Origin of the sequence: Streptomyces axinellae (genome assembly GCF_039532135.1) — a bacterium.
Lineage (GTDB): Bacteria > Actinomycetota > Actinomycetes > Streptomycetales > Streptomycetaceae > Streptomyces > Streptomyces axinellae.
This window is the reverse complement of sequence record NZ_BAAARJ010000004.1, coordinates 73,437-96,860: the sequence shown is the minus strand read 5'-3', so window position 1 is coordinate 96,860 and position 23,424 is coordinate 73,437. Positions and strand designations below refer to the sequence as shown.

Annotated in this window: 20 protein-coding genes; 9 read left to right on the top strand and 11 right to left on the bottom strand. The window is 72.3% G+C overall.

All coding sequences use genetic code 11. The annotated features are described in order from the left end of the window. Nucleotides 1–53: 53 nt before the first annotated feature. The 6 genes from moeZ to ABD339_RS06905 all read right to left on the bottom strand — a co-directional run bounded on the left by moeZ (nt 54) and on the right by ABD339_RS06905 (nt 9,867). Complete coding sequence (gene moeZ / locus ABD339_RS06930) at nt 54–1,232, bottom strand: adenylyltransferase/sulfurtransferase MoeZ (RefSeq protein ID WP_344563270.1); 1,179 nt, start codon at nt 1,230–1,232, stop codon at nt 54–56. A gap of 644 nt (nt 1,233–1,876) precedes the next feature. After that, on the bottom strand, nt 1,877–2,989 hold the full coding sequence (locus tag ABD339_RS06925) for an SDR family oxidoreductase (RefSeq protein WP_344563269.1): 1,113 nt from the start codon (nt 2,987–2,989) through the stop codon (nt 1,877–1,879). A gap of 175 nt (nt 2,990–3,164) precedes the next feature. Continuing rightward, nucleotides 3,165–4,592, bottom strand: coding sequence for a hypothetical protein (locus ABD339_RS06920; RefSeq protein WP_344563775.1), 1,428 nt, complete (start codon nt 4,590–4,592; stop codon nt 3,165–3,167). 38 nt (nt 4,593–4,630) lie between these two features. Further along, complete coding sequence (locus ABD339_RS06915; RefSeq protein WP_344563268.1) at nt 4,631–6,829, bottom strand: DUF3492 domain-containing protein; 2,199 nt, start codon at nt 6,827–6,829, stop codon at nt 4,631–4,633. Nucleotides 6,830–7,126: 297 nt separating this feature from the next. Beyond that, nucleotides 7,127–8,095 carry a DUF3152 domain-containing protein gene (locus ABD339_RS06910; protein ID WP_344563267.1) on the bottom strand — a complete coding sequence of 323 codons (969 nt, stop codon included), beginning with the start codon at nt 8,093–8,095 and terminating at the stop codon, nt 7,127–7,129. Nucleotides 8,096–8,793: 698 nt separating this feature from the next. Next, a complete protein-coding gene (locus tag ABD339_RS06905) occupies nt 8,794–9,867 on the bottom strand; it encodes an alpha/beta fold hydrolase (RefSeq protein ID WP_344563265.1) in 1,074 nt (357 codons plus the stop codon). Between the two features lie 206 nt (nt 9,868–10,073). Between ABD339_RS06905 and ABD339_RS06900 the strand changes: the two genes are divergently transcribed. From ABD339_RS06900 to ABD339_RS06885, 4 genes are all read left to right on the top strand, one after another. After that, nucleotides 10,074–10,322 carry a hypothetical protein gene (locus tag ABD339_RS06900; RefSeq protein WP_344563264.1) on the top strand — a complete coding sequence of 83 codons (249 nt, stop codon included), beginning with the start codon at nt 10,074–10,076 and terminating at the stop codon, nt 10,320–10,322. A gap of 118 nt (nt 10,323–10,440) precedes the next feature. Beyond that, nucleotides 10,441–11,064: a TetR/AcrR family transcriptional regulator gene (locus ABD339_RS06895; protein ID WP_344563262.1), complete on the top strand. Its 624-nt coding sequence runs from the start codon at nt 10,441–10,443 to the stop codon at nt 11,062–11,064. A 169-nt stretch (nt 11,065–11,233) separates the two neighbouring features. Then, nucleotides 11,234–11,461, top strand: a complete 228-nt coding sequence (locus ABD339_RS06890) for a DUF3107 domain-containing protein (RefSeq protein WP_344563260.1) — start codon at nt 11,234–11,236, stop codon at nt 11,459–11,461. A gap of 135 nt (nt 11,462–11,596) precedes the next feature. Continuing rightward, nucleotides 11,597–11,953 carry a hypothetical protein gene (locus ABD339_RS06885; protein WP_344563259.1) on the top strand — a complete coding sequence of 119 codons (357 nt, stop codon included), beginning with the start codon at nt 11,597–11,599 and terminating at the stop codon, nt 11,951–11,953. Here ABD339_RS06885 and ABD339_RS06880 read toward each other — a convergent pair. Beyond that, nucleotides 11,904–12,674, bottom strand: a complete 771-nt coding sequence (locus ABD339_RS06880; RefSeq protein WP_344563258.1) for a ferritin-like fold-containing protein — start codon at nt 12,672–12,674, stop codon at nt 11,904–11,906. The two genes, ABD339_RS06885 and ABD339_RS06880, sit on opposite strands and share 50 nt — an antisense overlap. A 525-nt stretch (nt 12,675–13,199) precedes the next feature. On the opposite strand from ABD339_RS06880, the gene ABD339_RS06875 reads away from it, so the two are divergent. Both ABD339_RS06875 and ABD339_RS06870 read left to right on the top strand, forming a co-directional pair. Beyond that, complete coding sequence (locus tag ABD339_RS06875; RefSeq protein WP_344563256.1) at nt 13,200–14,921, top strand: DEAD/DEAH box helicase; 1,722 nt, start codon at nt 13,200–13,202, stop codon at nt 14,919–14,921. A gap of 153 nt (nt 14,922–15,074) precedes the next feature. After that, on the top strand, nt 15,075–16,124 hold the full coding sequence (locus ABD339_RS06870; protein ID WP_344563254.1) for an alpha/beta fold hydrolase: 1,050 nt from the start codon (nt 15,075–15,077) through the stop codon (nt 16,122–16,124). A gap of 26 nt (nt 16,125–16,150) precedes the next feature. Here ABD339_RS06870 and ABD339_RS06865 read toward each other — a convergent pair whose 3' ends face one another. Next, nucleotides 16,151–16,996: a PHP domain-containing protein gene (locus tag ABD339_RS06865; RefSeq protein ID WP_344563252.1), complete on the bottom strand. Its 846-nt coding sequence runs from the start codon at nt 16,994–16,996 to the stop codon at nt 16,151–16,153. A 384-nt stretch (nt 16,997–17,380) separates the two neighbouring features. Beyond that, complete coding sequence (locus ABD339_RS06860) at nt 17,381–18,019, bottom strand: DUF6758 family protein (RefSeq protein WP_344563251.1); 639 nt, start codon at nt 18,017–18,019, stop codon at nt 17,381–17,383. A gap of 195 nt (nt 18,020–18,214) precedes the next feature. Between ABD339_RS06860 and ABD339_RS06855 the strand changes: the two genes are divergently transcribed. After that, entirely contained in the window at nt 18,215–19,501 is a 1,287-nt protein-coding gene (locus tag ABD339_RS06855; protein ID WP_344563250.1) for an MFS transporter, read from the top strand. Between the two features lie 149 nt (nt 19,502–19,650). On the opposite strand, the gene ABD339_RS06850 is transcribed toward ABD339_RS06855, so the two are convergent. Next, on the bottom strand, nt 19,651–20,268 hold the full coding sequence (locus tag ABD339_RS06850; RefSeq protein WP_344563247.1) for a suppressor of fused domain protein: 618 nt from the start codon (nt 20,266–20,268) through the stop codon (nt 19,651–19,653). 464 nt (nt 20,269–20,732) lie between these two features. Between ABD339_RS06850 and ABD339_RS06845 the strand changes: the two genes are divergently transcribed. Continuing rightward, entirely contained in the window at nt 20,733–21,863 is a 1,131-nt protein-coding gene (locus tag ABD339_RS06845; RefSeq protein WP_344563245.1) for a magnesium and cobalt transport protein CorA, read from the top strand. Between the two features lie 9 nt (nt 21,864–21,872). After that, nucleotides 21,873–22,418 carry a hypothetical protein gene (locus tag ABD339_RS06840; protein WP_344563243.1) on the top strand — a complete coding sequence of 182 codons (546 nt, stop codon included), beginning with the start codon at nt 21,873–21,875 and terminating at the stop codon, nt 22,416–22,418. 86 nt (nt 22,419–22,504) lie between these two features. On the opposite strand, the gene ABD339_RS06835 is transcribed toward ABD339_RS06840, so the two are convergent. Beyond that, nucleotides 22,505–23,269, bottom strand: coding sequence for a hypothetical protein (locus ABD339_RS06835; protein ID WP_344563242.1), 765 nt, complete (start codon nt 23,267–23,269; stop codon nt 22,505–22,507). Between the last annotated feature and the right edge of the window lie 155 nt (nt 23,270–23,424).

Genomic DNA, 23,424 nt, shown 5'->3' with positions numbered 1-23,424 from the left:
CGCCCTCCGGAAAGAGCCTCGCTGTCGCCCGTCGGCGGGGGCGACGGCAGACGTCAGTAGACGGGCTTGTCGGGCTCGATCTGGTTGATCCAGCCGATGACGCCGCCGCCGACGTGGACGGCGTCGGCGAACCCGGCGTTCTTCAGCACCGCCAGGACCTCCGCCGAGCGGACGCCCGTCTTGCAGTGCAGAACGATCTTCTTGTCCTGCGGGAGATCCTGGAGCGCGGTGCCCATAAGGAACTCGTTCTTCGGGACGAGCCGGGCGCCCGGGATCGAGACGATCTCGTACTCGTTCTGCTCGCGGACGTCGATGACGTCGATGCTCTCGCCCTCGTCCATCCACTCCTTGAGCTGCCTGGGAGTGATGGTGGACCCGGCGGCGGCCTCCTGGGCCTCGTCGGAGACGACACCGCAGAACGCCTCGTAGTCGATCAGCTCGGTAACCGTCGCGTTGGGGCCGCACACCGCGCAGTCGGGGTCCTTGCGCACCTTGACCTGGCGGTAGGTCATCTCCAGCGCGTCATAGATCATCAGACGGCCCACGAGTGGCTCACCGATGCCGGCCAGCAGCTTGATGGCCTCGTTGACCTGGATGGAGCCGATGGAGGCGCACAGCACGCCCAGGACGCCGCCCTCGGCGCAGCTGGGCACCATGCCGGGCGGCGGGGGCTCGGGGTACAGGCACCGGTAGCAGGGGCCGTGCTCGCTCCAGAAGACGCTGGCCTGGCCGTCGAAACGGTAGATGGAACCCCACACGTACGGCTTGTTGAGCAGCACACACGCGTCGTTGACCAGGTAGCGGGTGGCGAAGTTGTCCGTGCCGTCCACGATCAGGTCGTACTGCTCGAAGATCTCCATCACGTTCGAGGAGTCGAGGCGCTCCTCGTGGATGTTGACCTGCGTGTACGGGTTGATGCCCAGCACGGTGTCCTTGGCCGACTCGGCCTTGGGGCGGCCGATGTCCGACTGGCTGTGGATGATCTGCCGTTGCAGGTTCGACTCGTCCACCTCGTCGAACTCCACGATGCCGAGCGTCCCGACACCGGCCGCCGCGAGGTACATCAAAGCGGGCGAGCCCAGACCGCCCGCTCCCACGCAGAGCACCTTCGCGTTCTTCAGCCGCTTCTGCCCGTCCATCCCGACGTCCGGGATGATCAGGTGACGTGAGTACCTGCGGACTTCGTCGACAGTGAGCTCGTCAGCTGGCTCGACCAGGGGTGGCAGTGACACGGGGACTCCGTTGGTCGGTGGGGCGTACGGGAAGTCACCTGCGCGAACGCGGGTTTTCCTTCGGTAACACTGCCACGCCCTATCTCATTCCGAGACACCAGGTCCAACGCGCGAGACAAGCCCGTCCCAGTAGCCGGGCATCCCTCCCAGGAACCCTTTCTCCCGGTCACGCGAGGCACCTACGAGTTCGAGCAGGCGCGCCGTCACCACGGGACGCGCAGGTGGCTGCCGCCCCGCCGGGACATGAGTACGGCCGAGCACTGTGTCCGCACACCGAACGCCCGCGTCCGCCCGCCGTCTCGCATCGCGAGACAGCGATGTGCGGCGCCCCTGCGGCCCCTGCACCCGGTGCGACTGCCCGCGCCTCCCCATAGTCCGGCGAGACCCACCCCGACGAAAGGGGGTGGGCCCCGGCCGCCCCGGCTGCCGGGGCTCTCCAGCCGCAGGTCCGGCTGTTTTCCCCCAGCATCCGGAGCGCGCCGCGAAACGGCATCATCCGCAGCGCCGACCGGAACCGTGCGGGATGCCGCACGAGGCACACTCGTCGCGAAGGCCCGGATACCGGCCCGGAAGCCGGCTCCAGAGCCGGTCCGAATGCCGGTCCGTGCCGCGGCCGGCCGTGGGACGGACGTCCTCGGGCGCGGTCAGATGCGGCACGCCGCCTCCATCCAGATGTCGGCCAGCGACTCCTCAAGGCCGATGCGTGGGCGCCAGCCGAGCCGGTCGCGCGCTGTCCGCACATCCGCCTGCTGCCACACCCCACAGCCGTCCGGATACGGCGAAGCGGCTGGGCCGGGCTGCTGGAGGCCGTGTACCGGCGAGCTGTGCGCCTGCGACGGGATCACCGTAGCGTTCCCGCCGAGGCCGCCGCCCGGGCCGCCTCCGGGCCCGCCCTGGACGCTGCCGTGGAGACCGGCTCCCGGCCCGCTGAGCCCGCCGTGTACGCCGCCCATCGCCACGGCGCCCACCGGGCCGCCCGCGAGGGTGTCGGCGGGGGTCTGGCCGGGGCCGTGGTCGTGTACGGCTCCCGTGTACCCGGCGACGCGCGCCAGCAGCGAGGCGGCGTCGCGCAGGCGGACGGCGCGGCCGGTACCGATGTTGACGACGCCCTGCGCCGCCGAGAGCGAGGCGGCGTGCACGGCGCGGGCGATGTCGCGTACGTCCACGAAGTCGCGCTGTACACCCAGCCCGCCCAGCTTCAGTTCGCTGTCGCCCTGCTGCATCGTGCGGCGCATCGCCTCGGCCAGCCGTCCGAGGGGCGAACCGGCGGGCGTGCCGGGGCCGATGGGCGAGAAGACCCGCAGGACGACGGCATCCAGCCCGGAGGCGAGGACCAGTTCGGTGCCCGCCAGCTTGCTGACACCGTACGGGCCCCCGGGCCGGGGCACGGCGTCCTCGCCCGTGGAGGAGCCGGACTGCGAGGGTCCGTACTCGGCGGCACAGCCCACATGCACCAGGCGCGCGCCGCAGCCGCTGCGGCGCAGGGACTCGCACACGGTCGCCGTCGCCACGACGTTGTGCCGGATCAGCTCGCGCCCGCCGCCTCTGGTGGCACCGGCGCAGTTGATGACGACGCCCGGATGCACGGCGTCCAGGAAACGGGTGAGCGCGCCGGGACTGCCGGTCGACAGGTCGAAGCGCACATCCGATTCGTCGTTCCTGCCGAGCGCGGTGAGCTGTACAGCGGGGTCGGCCAGCAGCCGGTCGGCGACGAATCGACCCAGGTATCCGGTGGCTCCGAGCAGCAGCACCCTCATCGTGCGCCTCCCTGGTTCACGGCCGGGTTCTGATGCCGTGCCGCCCGGCCGGCCCGCGGTCGGGCGGATCGGTGTGCCAACTGCGCCTTCGTCATGCGGTCTTGCTCCTTGTCGTGTCGCACGGGATGTGTACGTAAGCCCGTGCCGGGACGGTGGACGGGGTGCGGACCCGCTCTCATGCGGGAGCCGCTCCCCGGTGGTGTGCGGAGGCTCCGGTCAGTGCCCTGGCGGCATATCCGAGGAGGGCGAGCGCCGCTGCCCCGCAGGCCGCGAGCTGCACCGCGGGGGTGCCCTGGAGCGCTACTGCGGTCTCCAGCGGGCGGGCCGCCGCCGCGAGCCCGGGCAGCCGGGCGGCCAGAACGGTGAGGAGCGTCAGCGCCTCGGTCGCACATGCCGCCGCGAGGCCCCCGCAGGCCGCCGCGCGGAATCCGTGCGCGGCCAGCAGCAGCGCGGTGAAGAGCAGCACCCCCAACGAGGTGGCGCCGAGGAGCGCCGTCAGTCCAGGGCCCGGGAGCGCGCCCGGCTCTTCCGGGGCACCGGATGGCGGAAGATATCCGTCGGCGGCGGCGTGCGCGGCCCACTGGAGTGCGAGGAAGCATCCGGTGAACAGGACGAGCGCGGTGGCGAACAGCGGACGTACTCCGGCGGCGAACTCCTCCAGGCTGCGGCTGCCGTCGAGCCTGCGCCGGGCCCCCCGCGCGAAGCCCCGCGCACACCACACGGCGGGTGCGAGCCCCAGCGCCAGTCCGCACGCCGCCCCCGGCGCGGGGGCGCCGGGGAAGGCCGAGGGGAATTCGGGCCCCCCGCCGAGCAGTTCGGCCACCAGCCAGTCGCCGTAGAGCGCGAACACGGTGAGCCAGCAGACCCAGAGGGCGAGTTGCCCGGGGACACCGAAGCCCGTCCGCGGCTCCCCTCGGCGGACGTCCGCGCGTGCGCTCGCGGCGGCACCGGCACCCGGAGCGCGCTGGGCGGCGCCCGGGCCGGACCGTGCGTTCCAGGGCCCGCCCCCGGCGCCCCGACCGGGCCGCGCGGCTTCCGCCGGGGGTACGCGGGCCGCTGGGACGCGCTGCCCGAGGAGTGCGGTACGCACCGCGGGGACGGCGCCCGCCACGACGGCCACCGCGCCGAGCACCGATACTCCGGTACGCACGGAAAACGGCTGCCCTTGGAGCGGGGCGCGGCACACATAGGTGGCGGCACACAGCAGGCCGGGCAGCAGCGGGAGCGCCATCGACACGGGCCGCGCGGCCGGATACCGCTCCCCCGCGCTCTTCGCCTCCTTCGGACCCCTCGGATCAGCCGGGCCCGTGGCACCCCGCGCGCCCCGCGCACCGGAGGGTGCGTGAAAACCGCCCGCACCGGAGGGTGCGTGAAAACCGCCCGGGCCCGCCGGCCCACCCGCTGTCCGACCGAGTGGGTCGGCGTCCCCGTGGGCACCCGTCCCGGGCCGGGGGATACGCGCGTACAGCTCCTCCGCCAGCGAGAAGACATCACGATGCCGGAAGCGGGCCGCCGTACGGTCGGTGACCCCCCGGGCCTCAAGCCCTGCGGCGATCTCCAGGGGATCGATGGCGCGCTCGCACAGCTCGCGGTACTGGTACATCAACTCGCGCACCGGATCGCCGGATCCCGGGGACGTGTTCACGGGGCCTTTGCCTCCCCCGCGTCCGCACCCACCGCGACAGGCGCGCCGGCCCCACCACCCGCACCGGTCCCTCCCGCACCGCCCGGCGTACGCCCACCGCGCTCATCCCGCCCGGCAACGGCGCCCTGCGGCCTCGCCCAGCTCGGAACGTGTGGCTCGTCCTCGTCCGGGGAGCGGCCCTCGACGGGGCGATCGGGGCGGCGGCCGGGGGCGGCTGTCCGGCGACCGCCCGCCGAGGCTGCCCGCCGGGCAGCGCTCGCCCACCGTCCCGGCACATGGGACTCCGCGGGCCGCGCGAACAGCCGTGCGCCGTCCGCCGGTTCGGTGCGCCGCTTGCCGCCGTCGGCGCCGTCCTGCCTGTTGGCGGGGCAGCGGGACATCAGCTCCAGGTAGATGCCGCGGAACGCCTCGACGTTCTGCCGCACCGTGAACAGCTCCAGCGCCCGCGCGCGTGCCGCGGCGCCCAGCCGGGCAGCGCGCGCCGGGTCGCGCAACAGCGCGGCGCAGGCATCACCGAGCGCGCGCGGATTGCGGGGCGGAACGATCAGTCCGGTGCCGCCGATCACCTCGCACACCGCCCCCACATCGGTGGAAACCGTGGCCCGGCCGCAGAACATCGCCTCCACCAGCGAGACGGGGAAGCCCTCGACCACGCTCGACAGCGCCACGACGTCACCCGCGGCGTAGGCGTCGGCGAGTGTCGGTACCGCCGGGCTGCCCAGTTCCTCGAAGGAGACCGGACTCGTGCCCTCGGACTCGTCGTCCGGCGCCTCATCGGGGAAGAGCCGCGCGGCCAGGGCTCGGCAGTGCGCCGAATAGCCGTCTCCCGCGCCCCCTTCGCCCCGGCCCGCGCGGGCGGGACGCGGGCCTGCCGCCCCGGTATCGACGAGCCGCAGCCGCGCGCCGGGGACGAGTTCTCGGACGCGTGCGAAGGCGTGCAGGAGAGCGATCAGGTCCTTGGCGGGGTCGCTCCTGCCGACCCACACCACTGTCGGCGCGACCGCACGCCCCGGCCCGCCAGAAGGCGGCAGGTCGGGCGGCGGCAGTCGGGTGGCCTGTTCGCCGACCGTCTCGAAAGGGGTGGCGTCCATTCCGGGGTAGACGGTGCGCAGCCGCTCCGGGCGCGCGCCGCACCGCTCCTGCCAGCGCCGCGCGTGTGCGTTCCCGGGGGTGATCAACTCGGCCTGTGTGTACGCCTCCTTGACCAGCCGGCCCTGGAAGGAGGCGAGCAGCGCGCGCACCGGGGCGCCCGCCACCGCAGGTGCGACGGCGCCCGCCGCGCTCGCCAGGTAGTGCTCGCGCAGCCGTACGCCGTACTCGGTGATCAGTAGCGGAACGCCGTAGAAGCGCTTGGCCAGCAGCCCGGGAAGCGCGGCGGGACCGCCACCGACGGCATGGCACAGGTCGGCAGCCGAGAGCCCCGGCTCACCGCCGTCCCGCGCGTCGTACCAGTCCAGGGAGAGGGGCCGCAGCGCGCGCTCCAGGCGTTCGGTGACGGCGAGCAGGTCGGAGACCTGCGCGGACTGCGCGGCGCGCAGCGCGCCCGGCGCACGGCAGGCGGACTCCAGGATCCGTACGGCGTGTTCGGAGCGGAGCGCCGAGGCCAGTCCGCCGCGCTCACCGCCCAGTTCGGCCAGCCCGTACAGACCTGCGGCGAAACGGTCCGCCTGCTCGGCTGCGGACCGACCAGGGGAGGTGCGAGCGCTGGGGGCTGAGGCGCGACCGCCCTCGACCCCGGCGGGAACGCCCGAACCGGAGCCGGTGGCACCGGAATCGGACTCGGCATCCGTGACGCCGGAAGCGGCATCGCCAGCGCGGGCGGCGGAGATGGCGGAGGGGCGCGCGGTCCCGGCCCGCACCCCCATGTCGTCTGTTTCGGCCATGCAGATGGCCTCGGCAAGGGCGGAGAAGTGTTCGCGGAAGCGCCGGCGTTCGCGCCGCCCGTAGGAGCTCTCGCGTACTACCCCGCGCGCCCCCGCCCGGGCCTGGCCGGTTCCCCACAGGGGCGCCGTGCGCACACGGGTGACGTTGCCGGGCAGCTCGCGCCAGCCCGCGTCCTCCTGACGGGCGCTGCGGCTGAGGGCGTAGACCTCGAACTCGTGGTTTTCCAGGCCGCGCAGCAGGCGGTCGCACCACAGCGCGGACTCACCCCGCGCGTAAGGGTAACCACCCTCCGTAAGCAGTGCGATGCGCACGTGCGCACCCCCGATCGCTCTCGTGGCGTGCCACCGGCCGACTCTCGGCTCAGCGGCGGGATGCGGAAGACGCTATGTGCGCGCCACGGTGGCGTGCTGGACGGTTGTCCATCACGCCACCAGAAGGGGTGAACCCCCGTGACTTTCCCCGCGTTCGCGCGTTGGCGCACGCCCCCGGTCCGTCACCTCGGAATCCGGGGGCCGCCCCGAAGGGCCGGAAGTTCCGGCACGGCGCGAACCCACCGAGCCCTGTGGCCTCGGAACGCGACACCTCAGAGCCGCGCGGCCGAGGCGCCGTCAGCCGCGCGGGTGCGGCCAGGCGTTGGGCTTGCAGGTCGCACCGTCCGTCGAAAGGAACTTCGTCTGCTGCATCATCACCGGAGCGAGCGCGCCGTCCTTGGGGCAGCCGACATGGCCGTGGCCGAGCCGGTGGCCCACCTCGTGGTTGATGAGCATCTGCCGGTAGACATGCATCTGTCCGGGGCCGAACGTCGATGCTCCGCGTGCCCAGCGGTAGGCGTTGATCATGACGCGCTCGGTCGTCGCCGAGTCGCAGGAGACCTTCTCCTGGCTGGTGTCCAGGCCCGACTTGGCGCACCACACATCCGTCGTGTGTGGGCTCGCCAGGGTGATGACGAAATCGGCCCTGCCGCTGGAGACCCGCTCGAAGCTGCGGTCACCGCCGTGCGCCCAACTGCGCTTGTCATTGAGCGTCTTGTGGACAGCCTGCGCGAACAACTCGCTCTCCAGCGGGAGTCCCTGCTCGATATCGACACGGTAGCGGACCACGCGGCCCTTGCCCGGACCCTTCTCGTGGCCGGCGACGGTCGAGAAGTGCCCCGAGCCCTTGAAGTCGTCGGACAGCGGATAGCGCTTGGCCATCTTGGCGTTGTAGGAGAGGGGTTGGGGCCGCGCCTTGTCCGAGGTGGTGCGGTCCGCGCGATCGGCCCGCTTCTCGTCGGCGGCATGGTCGGCGTCGGCGGAGCGCTCGCCGGTGTTCACGCCCTGTCCGGAGCCGTCCTGCCCGTGGTGGCCGCCGGTGACCTGCGCGGCGACGGTGAAGGCCAGGACCGTGGTGACAGCCGCGGCGGCGATACCGGTGAACGTACGGCCCTTTCCGCCCCTCTCCTCCGGAGGCGAGGCGGGCGCGAGCGGTGCCGAGGGGTCCTCGTCCGGCGGCTCGCCGGAACCGCGCCGCGCTGGAGGAATTCCCGCTCCGGAGGGAATTCCCGCTTCATCCGGTGCGCCGTGACGAGGGCCGGGCACTCCGGTGCGCGGATACGCCGCGCCACCATCCGCCCGGGGTTCCTCTCGGTATCCGGCAGGCGGCGCCCCTGCAGGGGCCTGACGCTGGCCGGGCACGTGACCGGGCGCTCCGGAGGGCGCGGACACCGGGTTCCGCGCCGCCGCAGCCCGTGCACCCGGGCCCCTGCCCTGACCGGCGCCGGGCACGTCCGCAGTGAATGCGTCGCTCTCGAAGGCGTCCAGGTACTCCTGGCGCGGCCCCCGGCCCCGCCGGCGGCCGGAAGCGGGGCGCTGCCCGCCGCTCGGAGCCCGGGCGCCGCTGTCGGCGCCGTATCCGCCGTACCCCGGGCGCGACGCTGGATGGCCGCCGCCCTCGGGCTGTTGCGGGTGTCCGCCGCGCGCTTGGTCTCCGGGCTCCATGAGGCCATGCGGAGGCGGGCCGTCCGCAGGCGTGCCGTGCTCGGGCGCACCCGAGTGCCAGGCGTGCGCGCCTGGCACGGGAGCCCCGGCGGACCCGACGGGCGCCGCGTGCGGCGCGGCCTTCGGCGCAGCGCCGTACGCGCTCTCGGCACCCCGGGGCGCGCTGCCCCGGCTGCGGGAAGCCGCCGCCGGGCCGCTGCCCCCGGGCGCTGACGGGTTTCCTGTGGACACGGCCGGTATCCCGGAGGTGTCTTCGGCGGTCGGGGTGTCGGCCTTGCCTCTTCGGCTATGGCGTCCCACTAGTCACCTTTCGGGGTTGCCGGGGCCTGTGCGGGGACGGCTCCTCGGCCGTCGAATCGCCGCACGGACCTGGCCGTCTCATCGATCAGTCCACGGAACGCGTCCGCGACGATCTCGGGGTATTCCATCATCGCTACATGACCGGCCTCGGGCAGTACCAGCAGCCGGGAGTCGCGGAAGGCGGCGGAGGCGCGGCGCGCCACCCGGAAGGCCACCAACTGGTCGCGCCCGCCGTAGATCAGGAGCGTGGGGGCCAGGACTCGTTCGGCCTGCCGCCACAGCGCGTGCTGGCCGCCCAGCGTGTACGCGTTCACGATGCCGCGCGTCGAGCGCACCATCGCGTCCCAGAAGTAGGGCAGCCCGAGCCTGCGTTCGTACTCTTCGGCCGCCGCGGCGAGGTCCTCGGGCGAGACCCGCCCGGGGTCGCCGTAGCACAGGCCGAGCACGCCACCGGCGCGGCGCTCGGCCGGCCAGTCGCGGGTGAGCCTGCCGAACAGCCCGGCGATGCCCGGCACCGCGAGCATCGCCGTGGGCCAGGCCGTGCGCTGCGGGGGGATCTCCGGCAGCGCGGGCGAGACGAGCGTCAGTGTCCGCACGAGGTCGGGCCGCACGGCGGCGACCCGGGTGACCACGGCGCCGCCCAGGGAGTTGCCCAGCAGATGCACGGGACCGTGCCCGCTGGAGTCGAGGTACCGGATGACGGCACGTGCGTGCCCGGTGACGGAGTAGTCACCATTGTCCGGCGGCGGGGAGTCCCCGAAGCCGGGCAGATCGAGTGCCTCGCCCTCCACATCTGTGGCGAGCTGGAGCATCAGCGTGGACCAGTTGAGCGAGGAGCCGCCCAGCCCGTGCACGTACAGCGCACGCGGACGCGCACCCGGCTCCGTACCGCTCCCTCCCGCGTCGCCCCCTTCCGGGGCGTCCTCGCGCAGTCCTCGCACGGCGAGTGTGAGACCGGGCAGGGAGACCATCCGGAGCGACTCCCGCTCACCGACCCGGGATCCGGGCGGCGCGGGGGAGGTGGCAGATCGGGGTGTGGAGGTATGAGTTCCCGGCCACTCGGTGGACGACATGGAGGCAATGTTACGAGACGATCACATGTGGCCTCACGTGTTCACCATCACAGGCGGAAGCACACTGTCTCACGCGCATCGCACAGGGAACTCGCAAGGTGTTCAACACCAGCGGGTGCACCGGGCGTGCGCCCCTGGTGACGCACTCCTAGTCTTGAAAGAAGGGCCCCGCACAAGGGGTTCTCGCATGGAAAGGGGGAGCCGGCATGACGGTCGACCCGACCCGTCCGGAATCCACTGACGACGCCTACGACGCCTACGAGTCCCACGAGGAAGAGCCCGAAAGGGCCGAAAGCGACCCCGAGGCCCCGGAAGCGGACGCGGCCGAGCAACAAACGGAATTGCTACGGCAGCGCGATGAACCGCTCACCGACCGTGAACTCGACGAGGTCGATCCGGCCGATGCCATGGAACAGGCGCGCGTGGTGGAGATAAACGAGGACGAGTACCGATAAAGCCCCCGCGCCCACGGGCCGCCAGGGAAATTCTCCGCCCGCGAACCCCACACTCCTGTTACCGAAAAGTACGATGGCGGCCCAGCGCACTTCGCGCGCGAATATTCAGGGAGGCGGCGTGACAGCCATCGAGCAGACCGAGGCGCGCCCGCGTGGCACGCGTCTGCCCCGCCGGGCCCGACGCAACCAACTGCTGGGCGCAGCTCAGGAAGTCTTCGTCGCCCAGGGTTACCACGCGGCGGCGATGGACGACATCGCCGACCGCGCGGGGGTCAGCAAGCCCGTGCTCTACCAGCACTTCCCGGGCAAGCTCGACCTGTATCTCGCCCTTCTCGACCAGCACTGCGACGCGCTGCTCCAGGCCGTGCGCGCGGCGTTGGCGTCCACCTCGGACAACAAGCAGCGGGTGGCGGCCACCATGGACGCCTATTTCGGGTTCGTCGAGGACGAAGGCGGCGCCTTCCGGCTGGTGTTCGAGTCGGACCTGACGAACGAGCCCGCGGTGCGCGAGCGGGTCGACAAGGTGAGCCTGGATTGCGCCGAGGCCGTCAGCGAGGTCATCTCGGACGACACCAAGCTGCCCAGGGAGCAGGCGATGCTGCTGGCCGTCGGCCTGTGCGGCATGGCCCAGATCACGGCGCGCTACTGGCTGGGCGCCGGTCAGAAGATCCCCCGGGACGCGGCGGCGAAGCTGATCTCCTCCCTGTCCTGGCGCGGCATCGCGGGATTCCCGATCCAGTGACCCGGGCGTCCGCCCGGATCGAGGGGGCGTGGTTGTTCGCTGCGGGCGTGCGACCGCGCCCCCTCGCCGTCCGCGCTCCGGGCTAGTGTTGCTCCGTACGGCGCGGCTGACCGCGCACCACACCCCGGGCTCTGCCAGGGGAAACCCAGATCGTCGGAGGGACATAGCCGTGGAGGTCAAGATCGGCGTGCAGCAGGCGCCTCGCGAGATCGTCATCGAGAGCAAGCAGTCTCCTGACGAGGTCGAGAGCGCGGTTTCGGCGGCACTTGAGGACGGCTCCAAGCTGCTCAGCCTCGCGGACGAGCACGGCCGCAAGATCCTGGTCCCGTCGGAGCGCATCGCCTACGTCGAGATCGGCGAGGCATCAGGGCGCAAGGTCGGCTTCGGCACGATCTGAACCGTCACACGCCATACGGCAGCGGCCCCGGGATTTCCCCCGGGGCCGCTGTTTCATCTCCGCCCTCCACGGGGAGTACCGGAACGACCGTTTCGCACCACGGTTCCGCACCGGACAGACCCCGAGGAGGTCCTCATGATCTGGGAGGCACTCGGCTCCACCGCCATCGGCCTCGTTCTCGCCCACGGCGCGACCAGGCGGTATCCCGGGCGGCTCCCCGACCGCCGGCTCGTGCTCTCCACCGGCCCGGTCGCCGCCCTGCTCGGCGGGCTGATCAGCGGCATCGTCCTGGGCCCCGGCCACACCCTGGTGGCGCTGGCCTGCGCATTGGGCGTCAGCGCCGCGTTGCTGTCGCTGCTGCTGCGGGACGAGGCCCCGGCGCGCAGGCAGTGGCGCCGGGATCCGCTGCGCACCACCCCGGCGCCCCGTGGCCCCGCCGGTCTTACGCGGCAAGGCCGAGCGCGGCCATCCGCTTCGTATGGGCCTCGGTGATCCGCGAGAACATCTTGCCGACCTCGGCGAGGTCGAAGCCGTCGGCCACCCCGCCCACGAGCATGGTGGAGAGCGCGTCGCGGTCGGCGACCACCCGCTGCGCCTGCGAGAGCGCCTCTCCCATCAGCCGCCGGGCCCACAGCGCCAGCCGTCCGCCCACACGCGGCTCGGCCTCGATGGCGGCGCGCACCTTCTCCACGGCGAAGCTGGAGTGGCCTGTGTCATCCAGCACACTCAGCACCAGAGCGCGGGTGTCCGAGTCGAGACGGGCAGCGACCTCGCGGTAGAAGTCGGAAGCGATCGAGTCTCCGACGTACGCCTTGATCAGGCCCTCCAGCCAGTCGGACGGCGCGGTCTGCCGGTGGAACTCGTCCAGGGGCCTGGCGAAGGGCTCCATGGCGGCGGTGGGATCCGCGTCGATCCGCGCCAGCCGCTCGCGCAGCTTCTCGAAGTGGTGGAACTCGGCCGACGCCATGGAGGCCAGCTCCGCCTTGTCCGCGAGGGAGGGCGCCAGCTTGGCGTCCTCGGCCAGCCGCTCGAAGGCCGCCAGTTCGCCGTAGGCCAGCGCGCCCAGCAGGTCGATGACCGCGGCGCGGTAGGTGGGCTCGGCGGCTGCCTGCTCCCAGTCCTGGGTGGCGATCCCGGTGGGTCCTTCTTCCGTGGCGGCCGGTGCCCCGTTCCGGGCGGCTTCTGCGGGGGCGGTCTTGTCAGGCGTCTGCATACCTCGCACGATAGCCCTCGGCATCAAGCCCGGAAGCCCCCTGTCAGGTGCACGGGCGCAGCACAGGGCCACCGAAGACTCGTACACAACAATCGTCCCGGTACACATGCACGGATCCGGGGTACAGTGATATTGGGTCCACTGGATGCGGTGGGCTCGTCGCACGAAGTTGCATGAATGCGGATGCCCGGTCGGTGGCACGATCGGCTCCGACCAGACAGCCCTCCGTCCGCCTCGCGCTCCCCGGCGCGGGTCGCACTGAGAGGGACCGCTCGCGCGAGTAGGGCGCTTGAGCGAGAGCCAGTGGTCCCGCACCGCCAGGCTGGCCGACACTTCGGCCGCCAAGAGTGCGGTACGACCCTCTCCTCGCTCTCCGCCGGGCTGCAGGCGCCGTCGCCCGCACTCGCGCGTCACACAGAAGAGGCAAACATCCTGTCCACCACGTTCCGAGATCTCGGGATTCTCTCCGAGACAGCCGAGGCCCTTGAGGCCGTCGGCATCACGTCCCCCTTTCCGATCCAGGAGATGACGCTTCCGGTCGCCCTCGCGGGCGCCGATGTCATCGGCCAGGCGAAGACCGGCACCGGCAAGACGCTGGGCTTCGGGCTGCCCCTCCTGGAGTCGGTCACCGTCCCCGCCGACGTCGAGCTGGGGCGCGCGAAGCCGGAAGAGCTGACCGACGCTCCCCAGGCCCTCGTCGTCGTGCCCACTCGGGAGCTGTGCCAGCAGGTCACCAACGATCTGCTCACCGCGGGCAAGGTCCGCAATGTGCGGGTTCTGCCGATCTATGGCGGCCGTGCCTACGAGCCGCAGGTCGAAGCCCTGAGGAAGGGCGTCGATGTGATCGTCGGCACCCCCGGCCGACTGCTCGACCTGGCGGGGCAGAAGAAGCTGCGGCTGTCCGAGATCCGCACACTCGTGCTGGACGAGGCCGACGAAATGCTCGACCTGGGCTTCCTGCCCGATGTCGAGAAGATCATCGAGATGCTGCCCACGCGTCGGCAGACGATGCTCTTCTCGGCGACGATGCCGGGCCAGGTCATCTCGCTCGCCCGCCGCTACATGAGCCAGCCCACGCACATCCGGGCCACCGCGCCGGATGACGAGGGCCAGACCGTGGCCAACACCAAGCAGCACGTCTTCCGTGCGCACAACATGGACAAGCCGGAGATGGTCTCCCGGATCCTGCAGGCCGAGGGCCGCGGGCTGGTGATGGTCTTCTGCCGTACGAAGCGCACGGCGGCCGACGTCGCCGAGCAGCTCTCGCGGCGCGGCTTCGCCTCGGGCGCCGTCCACGGCGACCTCGGTCAGGGGGCGCGCGAGCAGGCGCTGCGTGCCTTCCGCAACGGCAAGGTCGATGTGCTGGTCTGCACCGATGTGGCGGCACGCGGCATCGACGTGGACAACGTCACACACGTGATCAACTACCAGACGCCCGAGGACGAGAAGACCTACCTGCACCGCATCGGCCGCACCGGCCGCGCGGGCGCGTCCGGTATCGCGGTCACGCTGGTCGACTGGGACGACATCCCCCGTTGGCAGCTGATCAACAAGGCGCTGGGCCTGGATCTCAGCGATCCGGAGGAGACCTACTCCACCTCGCCGCACTTCTACGAGGCACTGGGCATCCCCGAGGGCGCCAAGGGCATCCTGCCCCGGGCCGAGCGCACCCGCGCCGGGCTCGCGGCCGAGGAGATCGAGGACCTGGGCGAGACCGGCGCCAAGCCCCGCGGCAAGTCCGCTCCGTCCGCCGAGCGTGAGCGCCCGGCGCGCCCCCGACGTCCGCGTCAGCGCACCCGTGGTGCGCTGCGCTCCGAGGGCGGCGGCGAGGACGCGAACGGCGCACCGGCCAAGGACACCCGCGCCAAGGCTTCCGCTTCCGGTTCTGCCGCTGCTTCCTCCACCGCCGCCAAGGCAGAGGGTGCCGTCGCGACGGCCGAGGGCGGCCAGGGCGAGGGTGACGCCACCAGCGCGCGCAAGCCGCGTCGGCGCCGTCGCACGCGCTCGGGCGCCGCGTCGTCCGCCGGTGCGTCATCCGCCGCTGCGTCCGCCGGCACCGACAGCGTCGCGGCACAGAGCGGGCAGGCGAACGGTGCCGCACCCGCCGAGGCCGGGGCGTCCGCGTCCGAGCCGGCCGCCCCGGGTGAGGCGCGCAAGCCGCGCCGCCGTAGCAGGACCCGGTCCGGTGGCGCGAGCCGTACGGGCGCCGCGAGCGAGGCTCCGGCCGCGCAGGCGGCCGAGGGCTGAATGGCTTTACGGATGAGGGCCGAAAGGTGTCATCCGACGGCCGAAGGGCGACCGTTGATGACGGGCGGCTGATCGTTCACGGCCGAGAACGGCCCGGTACCCCGAGCGAGGGGTGCCGGGCCGTTCGCCGTGTGCTGCCGGTAGCGTCCTGGCATGAGCAAGCCCCCCTTCCTGGCGCTGCCTTCCGGTGTGCACGCGTACCGTCTGGCCACCGAGCGCGGCGAGTTCGCGGTCCACGACACCGCCCCCGCCGGGGGCCGGGGCGTCGCCACCGTGCTCCTGCTGCCGGGATTCACCGGCAGCAAAGAGGACTTCATCGGGCTGCTGGAACCCTTGGCCCGGGACGGGCTGCGCGCGGTGGCCGTGGACGGACGCGGGCAGTTCGAGACGGGCGGTCCGCACGAGGAGAGCGCCTACGCCCAGCCCGAACTGGCCCGGGATGTGCTCGCCGTCGCCCGCGCCCTGCGGCGGGACGGGGTGGGAGGGGATCGGCCCGTCCATCTGATGGGCCACTCGCTGGGCGGGCTGGTCGCGCGTGCGGCGGTACTGCTGGAGCCTGCCGCCTTCGCCTCGCTGACGCTGATGAGCAGCGGGCCGGCCGCGGTCGCGCCCTCGCAGCGGCAGCGCATCGACCTGCTGCTGGACGCCCTGCCCACGCACGGTCTGGAGGCCATCTGGCAGGTCATGCGGCAGCTGGATCAGTCGGTGGGCTCGGTGGGAGAGGCACCGTACTCGCCCGCCGAGGCCGAGGAGACCACGGCCGCGATGGACGCGTTCTTGCGCCGCCGCTGGCTGAGCAACATTCCCGCACAACTGATGGCCACCGGACGGCAGTTGCAGACTGAGCCGGACCGGGTCGGCGAACTGGCCGCAATGGCCGCACCGGCCGAGCGGGCCGAGCGGGCCGAGCGGGCCGAGCGGGCCGAGCGGGCCGAGCCGACGGAAAAATCTGCACCGGTTGAACCAGCTGAACCGGCCGAACCAGCAACGGGCGGCCCGTCCTTCCACGTCGTCTCCGGCGCGGTGGACGATGCCTGGCCCGTGCCGCTGCTGGACGAGATGGCCCTGCGGCTGGGCGCACGGCGCACGGTCGTCCCCGGCACCGGCCACTCTCCGAACGCGGAGCGACCGGAGGAAACGGCCCGCGCCCTGGCCGGCTTCTGGCTGGCCCGCACCGAACGCGGCCCGCTGCCGCACGGCTGACGGGGGCCGAACCGCCCCGGCCGGGGTCAGCCCGTGACGGGGGGCGTGCCCGAGGCGCGGGCGACGATCTCGGCGTAGACGTCGGGGTCCGTCGTCAGCTCCCCGAGCCGGATGTTCTTGCGGCTGCCGTGGTAGTCGCTGGATCCGGTGGCCAGGATCCCCAGGTCGTCGGCGAGGGCGTGCAGCCGGTCGCGGGTGGCGGGTTCGTGGTCGGCGTGGTCGGCTTCGACGCCGTCGAGTCCGGCTTCGGCGAGTTCGGCTATCGCGCTCTCGGGAACGATGTGTCCCCGCTTGGCCGCCAGCGGGTGAGCGAAGACGGCGACCCCGCCCGCGCCCTTGATCAGCCGCAGTGCGTCGAAGGGGTCCAGCTCGTGCTTGCCCACGTGGGCGCGGCCGTCGTTGGCGATCCACTGCTCGGTGAAGGCGTCGGAGACGGTCTCGATGGCGCCCGCCTCGACCATCGCGGCGGCGATGTGCGGGCGGCCCACGGTGCCGTCACCCGCGATCCGGGCGACCTGTTCCCAGGTGACGGGCACCCCCAGCTCCGCCAGCTTGGCGACGATCGCCTGGGCGCGCGGCACCCGGTCGTCGCGCACCAGCTCACGCTCGCGCGCCAGTTCGGGCTCGGCGGGGTCGAAGAGATAGGCGAGCATGTGCAGGCTGACCCCGTCCAGACGGCAGGACAGCTCGGCGCCCCGGACGAGAGTCAGACCGGCGGGCAGGGCCGCCACGGCCTCGGGGTGCCCCGCGACGGTGTCGTGGTCGGTCAGCGCGACCACGTCGAGGCCCTCGGCGGCGGCGTTGCGTACCAGCTGGGCCGGGGTGTCGGTGCCGTCCGAGGCGGTCGAGTGGGTGTGCAGGTCGATACGCACGAACGGGCTCCCCCTCCACGGGATCCGCGGGGCCCGCCCGGGCCCGGCAGATCTCCGGTCTGCGTTGGTGTGTGGCGTGCGGTGCGTGACATGGGCGTGTGACGTGCGGTGTGCGACGTGCGGTGTGCGGTGTGCGGCTGGACTCCGCGCGACCTCCGCGTACGGACCGGTCCGCGGTGACCGGCTGCGCAGCGGACGACGGCGGACGGTGCGCCGTCGTCCGGCGCGGCCGTGAGCCGGCGCGTACCGGCCGCCGTGCCGGGTTCAGGGTAGCGGCCCCGTCGGACGACCTGCCCGCCAGGAGAGCGACCCCGCCCGCCGGAGAGACAGCCGGACAGCGCGGCCCGCCAGGACCCGGCCCAGCAGGAAGAAGCCCACCCGCCGTCAGGAGATCAGGCGTGGGGAGAGTGCGCCGCAGGGCAGCAGATCGACTTCGGCGCCCGCGTCGCGCAAGTCGGTGAGCACGAGTTCGTCGTAGAGCATCAGCCCGGTTTGTTCGGGCCACACGATGGCCCACAGCCACAGCCCGCGCGCCTCACCGGCGAAGACGGCGCGGTCGGGGGGAGAGTCGTGTACGAGCCAGAGTGGCGTGGGCCGCCCGGCGGCCAGCACCTTGGCGTGCGGGGGTTTGCCGGTGCAGATGGCGGGGCCGGGGTCGGGGCCCTCGATTCCGGCGTAGCGCGCGCCGAGGCCGACGCCCAGTTCCTCGGCCACCAGGAGGAGTTCGCCGGGGCCGCCGAGCGGGCCAGGTCCCGAGCAGGCGACGGCGGTCGCGCGCCCGCCGCTGCGGTCGTCGCCCGCGCCCGCGACTCCGGTGAACAGCCAGCCCACGGGCAGCGGCCAGGGCATCCAGACGGGAACCTGGGTACGTCCCACGACGACGGCGAGGGCCTCGACGCTGGGCGGGACGACCGGCTGGAGCGGGTGCACGGCGCCGTGGATCGCGCACTGCCAGGTATCGGCGAAGAGGCCGGGTGCCCTGACCCGGCTACCGCATTTCGGGCAACTGGGTTCGCCCCTCATGGGCCTTAACGGTCCTACCGGGTCGCGCTCGCGTCAAGGACGATCACTCACCTGGTCCCGGCACGCGGCGCCGTCGCAGGTGGGGCGAGGGGCACCCTGAAGACATAGATGTAATTTGCACTAGTTAGCTTGCCTAACTTATTGTGTGCATACGTCAACTGACTTTCCCAAGCTCGCAGCTAAGGAGCGGCAGGCATGAGTGGTGATCCGTTCGACGAAGGCGGGGGAAGCCTCCTCCGCCAGCCGAAGGCCGTGTGGGCCACGGCAGGCGCTTCCGTCGTCGCCTTCATGGGCATCGGCCTGGTCGACCCGATCCTCCCTTCGATCGCCAAGGGGCTGGAGGCCACCCCGAGCCAGGTCTCGCTCCTGTTCACCTCGTACTTCCTCATCACCGCGGTCGCGATGCTGGTCACCGGCTTCGTCTCCAGCCGGATCGGGGGCCGCAAGACGCTACTGCTCGGCCTGGCGCTCGTGGTGGTCTTCGCAGCGCTCTCCGGCACCTCGGACACGGTCGGCCAGCTGGTCGGATTCCGCGCGGGCTGGGGCCTGGGCAACGCCTTGTTCGTCTCGACCTCGCTGGCCGTGATCGTCGGGGCAGCGGCCGGGGGCAGCGCGGCGGCGATCTTGCTCTACGAGTCGGCACTCGGACTCGGCATGGCCTGCGGCCCGCTGCTGGGCGCGGTACTCGGCGACGCGAGCTGGCGCTTCCCCTTCTTCGGCACGGCCGTCTTGATGGCCATCGGCTTCCTCGCCATCACCGCGTTCTTGAAGGAGCAGCCCAGGCCCGCGCGCAAGACCTCGCTGCTCGACCCCCTCAAGGCACTCGGCCACGGCGGGCTGGCCTCGGCGGCGGTCTCGGCGTTCTTCTACAACTACGCGTTCTTCACGGTGCTGGCCTTCACACCGTTCGTGCTGAACATGTCGCCCTACCGCTCCGGCGCCGTCTTCTTCGCCTGGGGCGTGCTGCTGGCCGTCTTCTCGGTGCTGGTCGCACCCCGGCTCCAGGAGCGCTTCGGCTCGCTCAAGGTGCTGGGCACCTCCCTCGTACTGATGGCCCTCGACCTGGTGGTGCTCGGATACGGCAACCACACCGCGGCCATCGTCGGCACGATCGTCTCCGGCGCGTTCATCGGCCTCAACAACACCGTCTACACGGAGTTGGCCCTCGGCGTCTCCGACGCCCCCCGCCCGGTGGCGAGCGCGGGCTACAACTTCGTGCGCTGGTTCGCCGCGGCTGCGGCGCCCTTCCTGGCGCCGAAGATCGAGGAGTGGGCGAACATCCACATCCCGTTCGTGGTCGCGGCCCTGGCCGCCGCCGTCGGCGCGGTGATCGTCGGCGTGCGACGCAAGTCCCTGACGATGGAGGCCGAGGAACTGCTGCCCGAGCACGAGGCCGAGGACGCGGAGGCCGCCCGGGGCGGAGCCGGGGCTGAGAGCCCGGATCAGGGCCCGGGAGCGGTCCAGCCCGCCCGCGCGAGCTGAGCGGGCTCTCGCCGGAGACCTCGGAAGGCGCCCGGGGGACGGGGGCGCATCGTGATCGCCGCGGCTGCGTCCGGGCCGCTCGTGCGGTTCCCCGCGCCCCTTCGGGGCATCCCTCGGGCAAGAGGGGCCAAGAGGGACCGGGACCGGGCTCAGTCTCCCAGGGGGACCGGGCCGCGTGCCGGGTCGCGCAGGTCCGTGCCGTGCCGCAGCCAGCGCTCCTGAAGCGCGTCCGCACCGTGGACGCGCTTCCAGGCGCCCTCGGTCGGGGTCATCGGCAGCAGCGGCAGGAAGCGGACCGGCTCGGGCCGCGCTCCCCCAGCGCCACCGGGGGGCGCCTCCAGGTCCAGGTCGGCCACCACTCCCCCGGGCTCGGCGACCAGGACGGAGGTGAACGGCGCCCCCGGCCACAGTGGTTCACCCGTGTCCAGGGAGGCACCCGGGGCGACCACCACGCCCTCGACCTGGGGTGAGGCCGCCAGCACGGCCAGCGGGCGCAGCACCTTGTCGGTGTCGGCGACGCCGGCTCGTACGGTCAGCAGCAGTTCGGCACGCGGCCCCCGGTCGGGGTCGGCGAGCATCTCGGCGGGGTCGGCCATGGGCGCCGCGGACATTCCGAGGGTGGCGTACCGCACAGTTCCGGCGTCGGCGTCCACGAACCGGAGCACCTCGATGCGCTCGGTCCCCAGGAAGGTCACAGAGGCCCGAGCAGCGGGTTCGCCCAGAGTTTCGCGCAGCCGGGAGTCCACGAGAGTCCGTACGTCAGCCATCCGGCGAGCATAGAGCGCGTAAGGACGCGGCAAAGGGGCACCCGCTCCCCGGAGACGGGGCACGGGGGAGGTGGTTGCAGTGCTACCGTTGACCGCCGGTCAAGGCGTGTACACATCGTCCCCCACGGGGGCCCGGCCGGAGGAGGTGGGACTGACATGGATCCGAGTCGACCGTGCAGTACCGGCCGTTCTTCCCACCCGGCAGCGTCCCCGCTCCTGATGAGGTCCTGACTCTCCCCAGTGGCACCCCGGCGAAACCTCCTGTGAGGGCTTTCCCCGGTTCAGGGTTCGCACGGCGGAAGAGCGCCCGCGTTTCGCAAAGTTCCGTCTGTCAGCGAATGCCGTCGCCAGAGTCGGCGCGTGGTGCCCGCTTTGCGGACCTCCGGTTCCCGTAGGTCCTCGTTCCGGGCAGTAGAGCGCCTTCATCCGTACCGGCGGCATGGAACGGCACCGTGGAGGGCCCCATGTCGATGATCCGAGAGCTGCGCGCCGCCGTGCGCCCGGCACTGCGCAAGGACACCCGTTCCGGATACGGGTACGAAGGCTTCGAAGGCGTCGGCTGCGCGTCGAGCAGCGCCGTCGTGGACTGCGCCGTCTACCGCGAGGGGCGGCGCGACACCGAACACCTGGGCCCCGCCCAGGCGCTGCGCAAGGTGCGCTCAGCGGACGGGAACAATCGCCAGGGTTTCGTCTGGATCGGCCTGCACGAGCCGACCGAGGAGGAGTTCGCGGGCATCGCCCAGGAGTACGGGCTCCACCCGCTGGCCGTCGAGGACGCGGTGCACGCACACCAGCGCCCCAAGCTGGAGCGCTACGACGAGAGCCTGTTCACCGTCTTCAAGACGATCCACTACGTCGAGCACGCCGAACTGACCGCCACCAGCGAGGTGGTGGAGACCGGCGAGGTCATGTGCTTCACCGGCAGGGACTACATCATCACCGTCCGGCACGGCGGCCAGGGCTCGCTGCGTGCCCTGCGGCACCGGCTGGAGGAGGACCCCGAGCTACTGGGCAAGGGCCCCTCGGCGGTGCTGCACGCGATCGCCGACCAGACCGTGGACGGGTACCTCGCGGTGGCCGACGCCGTGCAGGACGACATCGACGAGGTGGAGATCGAGGTCTTCTCCGACCGCTCGGCCAACGGTCGGCGCGGCGGTGACGCGAGCCGGATCTACCAGCTCAAGCGCGAGGTCCTGGAGTTCAAGCGGGCCGTCTCCCCGCTGATGCGCCCGCTCCAGATGCTCAGCGAGCGGCCCGTACGGCTGATCGACCCGGACATCCAGAAGTACTTCCGCGACGTGGCCGACCACCTGACCCGCGTCAACGAGCAGGTGCTGGGCTTCGACGACCTGCTCAACTCCATCCTCCAGGCCAACCTCGCGCAGGCCACGGTCGCGCAGAACGAGGACATGCGGAAGATCACCGCATGGGCCGCCATCTTCGCCGTGCCCACGATGATCGCGGGGATCTACGGCATGAACTTCGACTACATGCCCGAGACCGAGTGGACGTACGGATATCCGGCGGTGCTGCTGCTCATCCTCACGATCTGCTACGGCATGCACCGGGGTTTCAAGCGCAACGGGTGGCTGTAGCCTGCCGCCATGACGGTGACGCCCCAGCTGCCCGCGAGCCCTCTCGACCGCGCGCTGATCGAGGAGACCGCCAAGAAGTCCGGCCTCGTATGGGTGCGCGGGCCCGAGGGACGGTCCCGCGGGCTGTGGCACGTGTGGCACGAGGGCGCCGTTTGCCTGGTGGGCGGCCCGGAGGAGCAGCCGCTGGACGGGCTCGGTCTGCGGGACGGCGGCAGCGCGACGGTGTCCGTACGCGGCAAGGACAAGGGTGCCCGGCTGATCGCGTGGCCGGCGCGAGTGAGCGAACTGGCACCGGACAGCGAGGCGTGGCAGGCGGCCGTCGCCGAGCTGAAGGCCAAGCGGCTGAACGCGCCCGACGCCGACACGATCGCCCAGCGCTGGGCACGCGAGTGCCGGGTCCTGCGGCTGGAGCCCGCGGGCGAACCCCTGGAGCGGCCCGGCGCCATGCCGGACGGCTCGCACGCCGCCACCCCGCAGCCGACCTCCGCCACCACCCGCCGGCCGGCCCCGGCGGGCCTGCCCCGGCTGCTCTTCAGGCGCCGGCGCAAGGGGTGACGCAGCGCGCCTTCACTGCCGGTGGAGGGGCGTCGGGCGCGTGACGTCGAGCGCGAGCCTGCCGCGCCCGGGGGGCCGGGCCGTGTTCAGTGCCGGCCGGGTGAGATGTTCTTCCCGTAGTCGACGGTCTCGCTCTTGTCCGGCGCCTTGAGGGAGAACTCGCTGTTCCAGTTGGCGAGTTGGACCGTGCCCGCGCCGCCGCCGCGCTGGAGGCGCAGCGGATAGGGAGAGCCTTCCAAGGAGACGTCAACGGTGCCGCCGTGTCCCTTGCCCGCTGTGACGCGGACCGTCCTGACGCCGCCCACCTCGCCCCGCTCGCCGGTCTCCCGCTTGCCGTCCATCGCCAGCAGCCCGTCCAGCAGCGTGCTCATGTCGGTGAAGACGCTCAACTGCTCGTACGCGGGGTCGCCTTGGGGGACCTTGACGTACTTGCCGCTCAGCTTCCCGGCCGCCGCCACATCGGACTTGGCCGGTTCCTTGCCACCCTTCTCCTGCTTGGCCCAGAACTCGGCGCCCGCCTTGAGATAGAGGTCCTTGCGCACCCGCAGCAGTTCGAAGGCCGACCCGCCCTTGGCGGAGACCTCGCCGGCGCCCCCGCCGTGCTTGAGGCGCATCTTGAGGCGGTAGGTCTGGCCCTTGCTGACCACATTGCCCGAGACCCGTACGGCCTTGGCGCTCTCGGCGGCCTTTCTGGCCTTCGCCTCGATCTTCGCGGGCGACAGCTTGCCCACCCCGTTGGTGCCCTTGTCCGGGTCGTCCTCGCCGCCGCACGCGCTGAGCGCGGCGACCGCTCCGGCGCAGACGACCGCGAGAAGCGCTGCACTCCGGTGTGCGCGGGCACGTCCAGTCACGGGGGAATCCTCCTGGGGTCGGCGGGCAGGACCGCACCCTACCCGGGCCCGGCACCCCCGCCGGAAGGCAGCCGTCCGGACCACGCCACTGCGCAGGTGTGGCGCCGGTCACGCTAGCCTGAACCCGGCATATGCAGAGAAGAGCCCCGATAAGG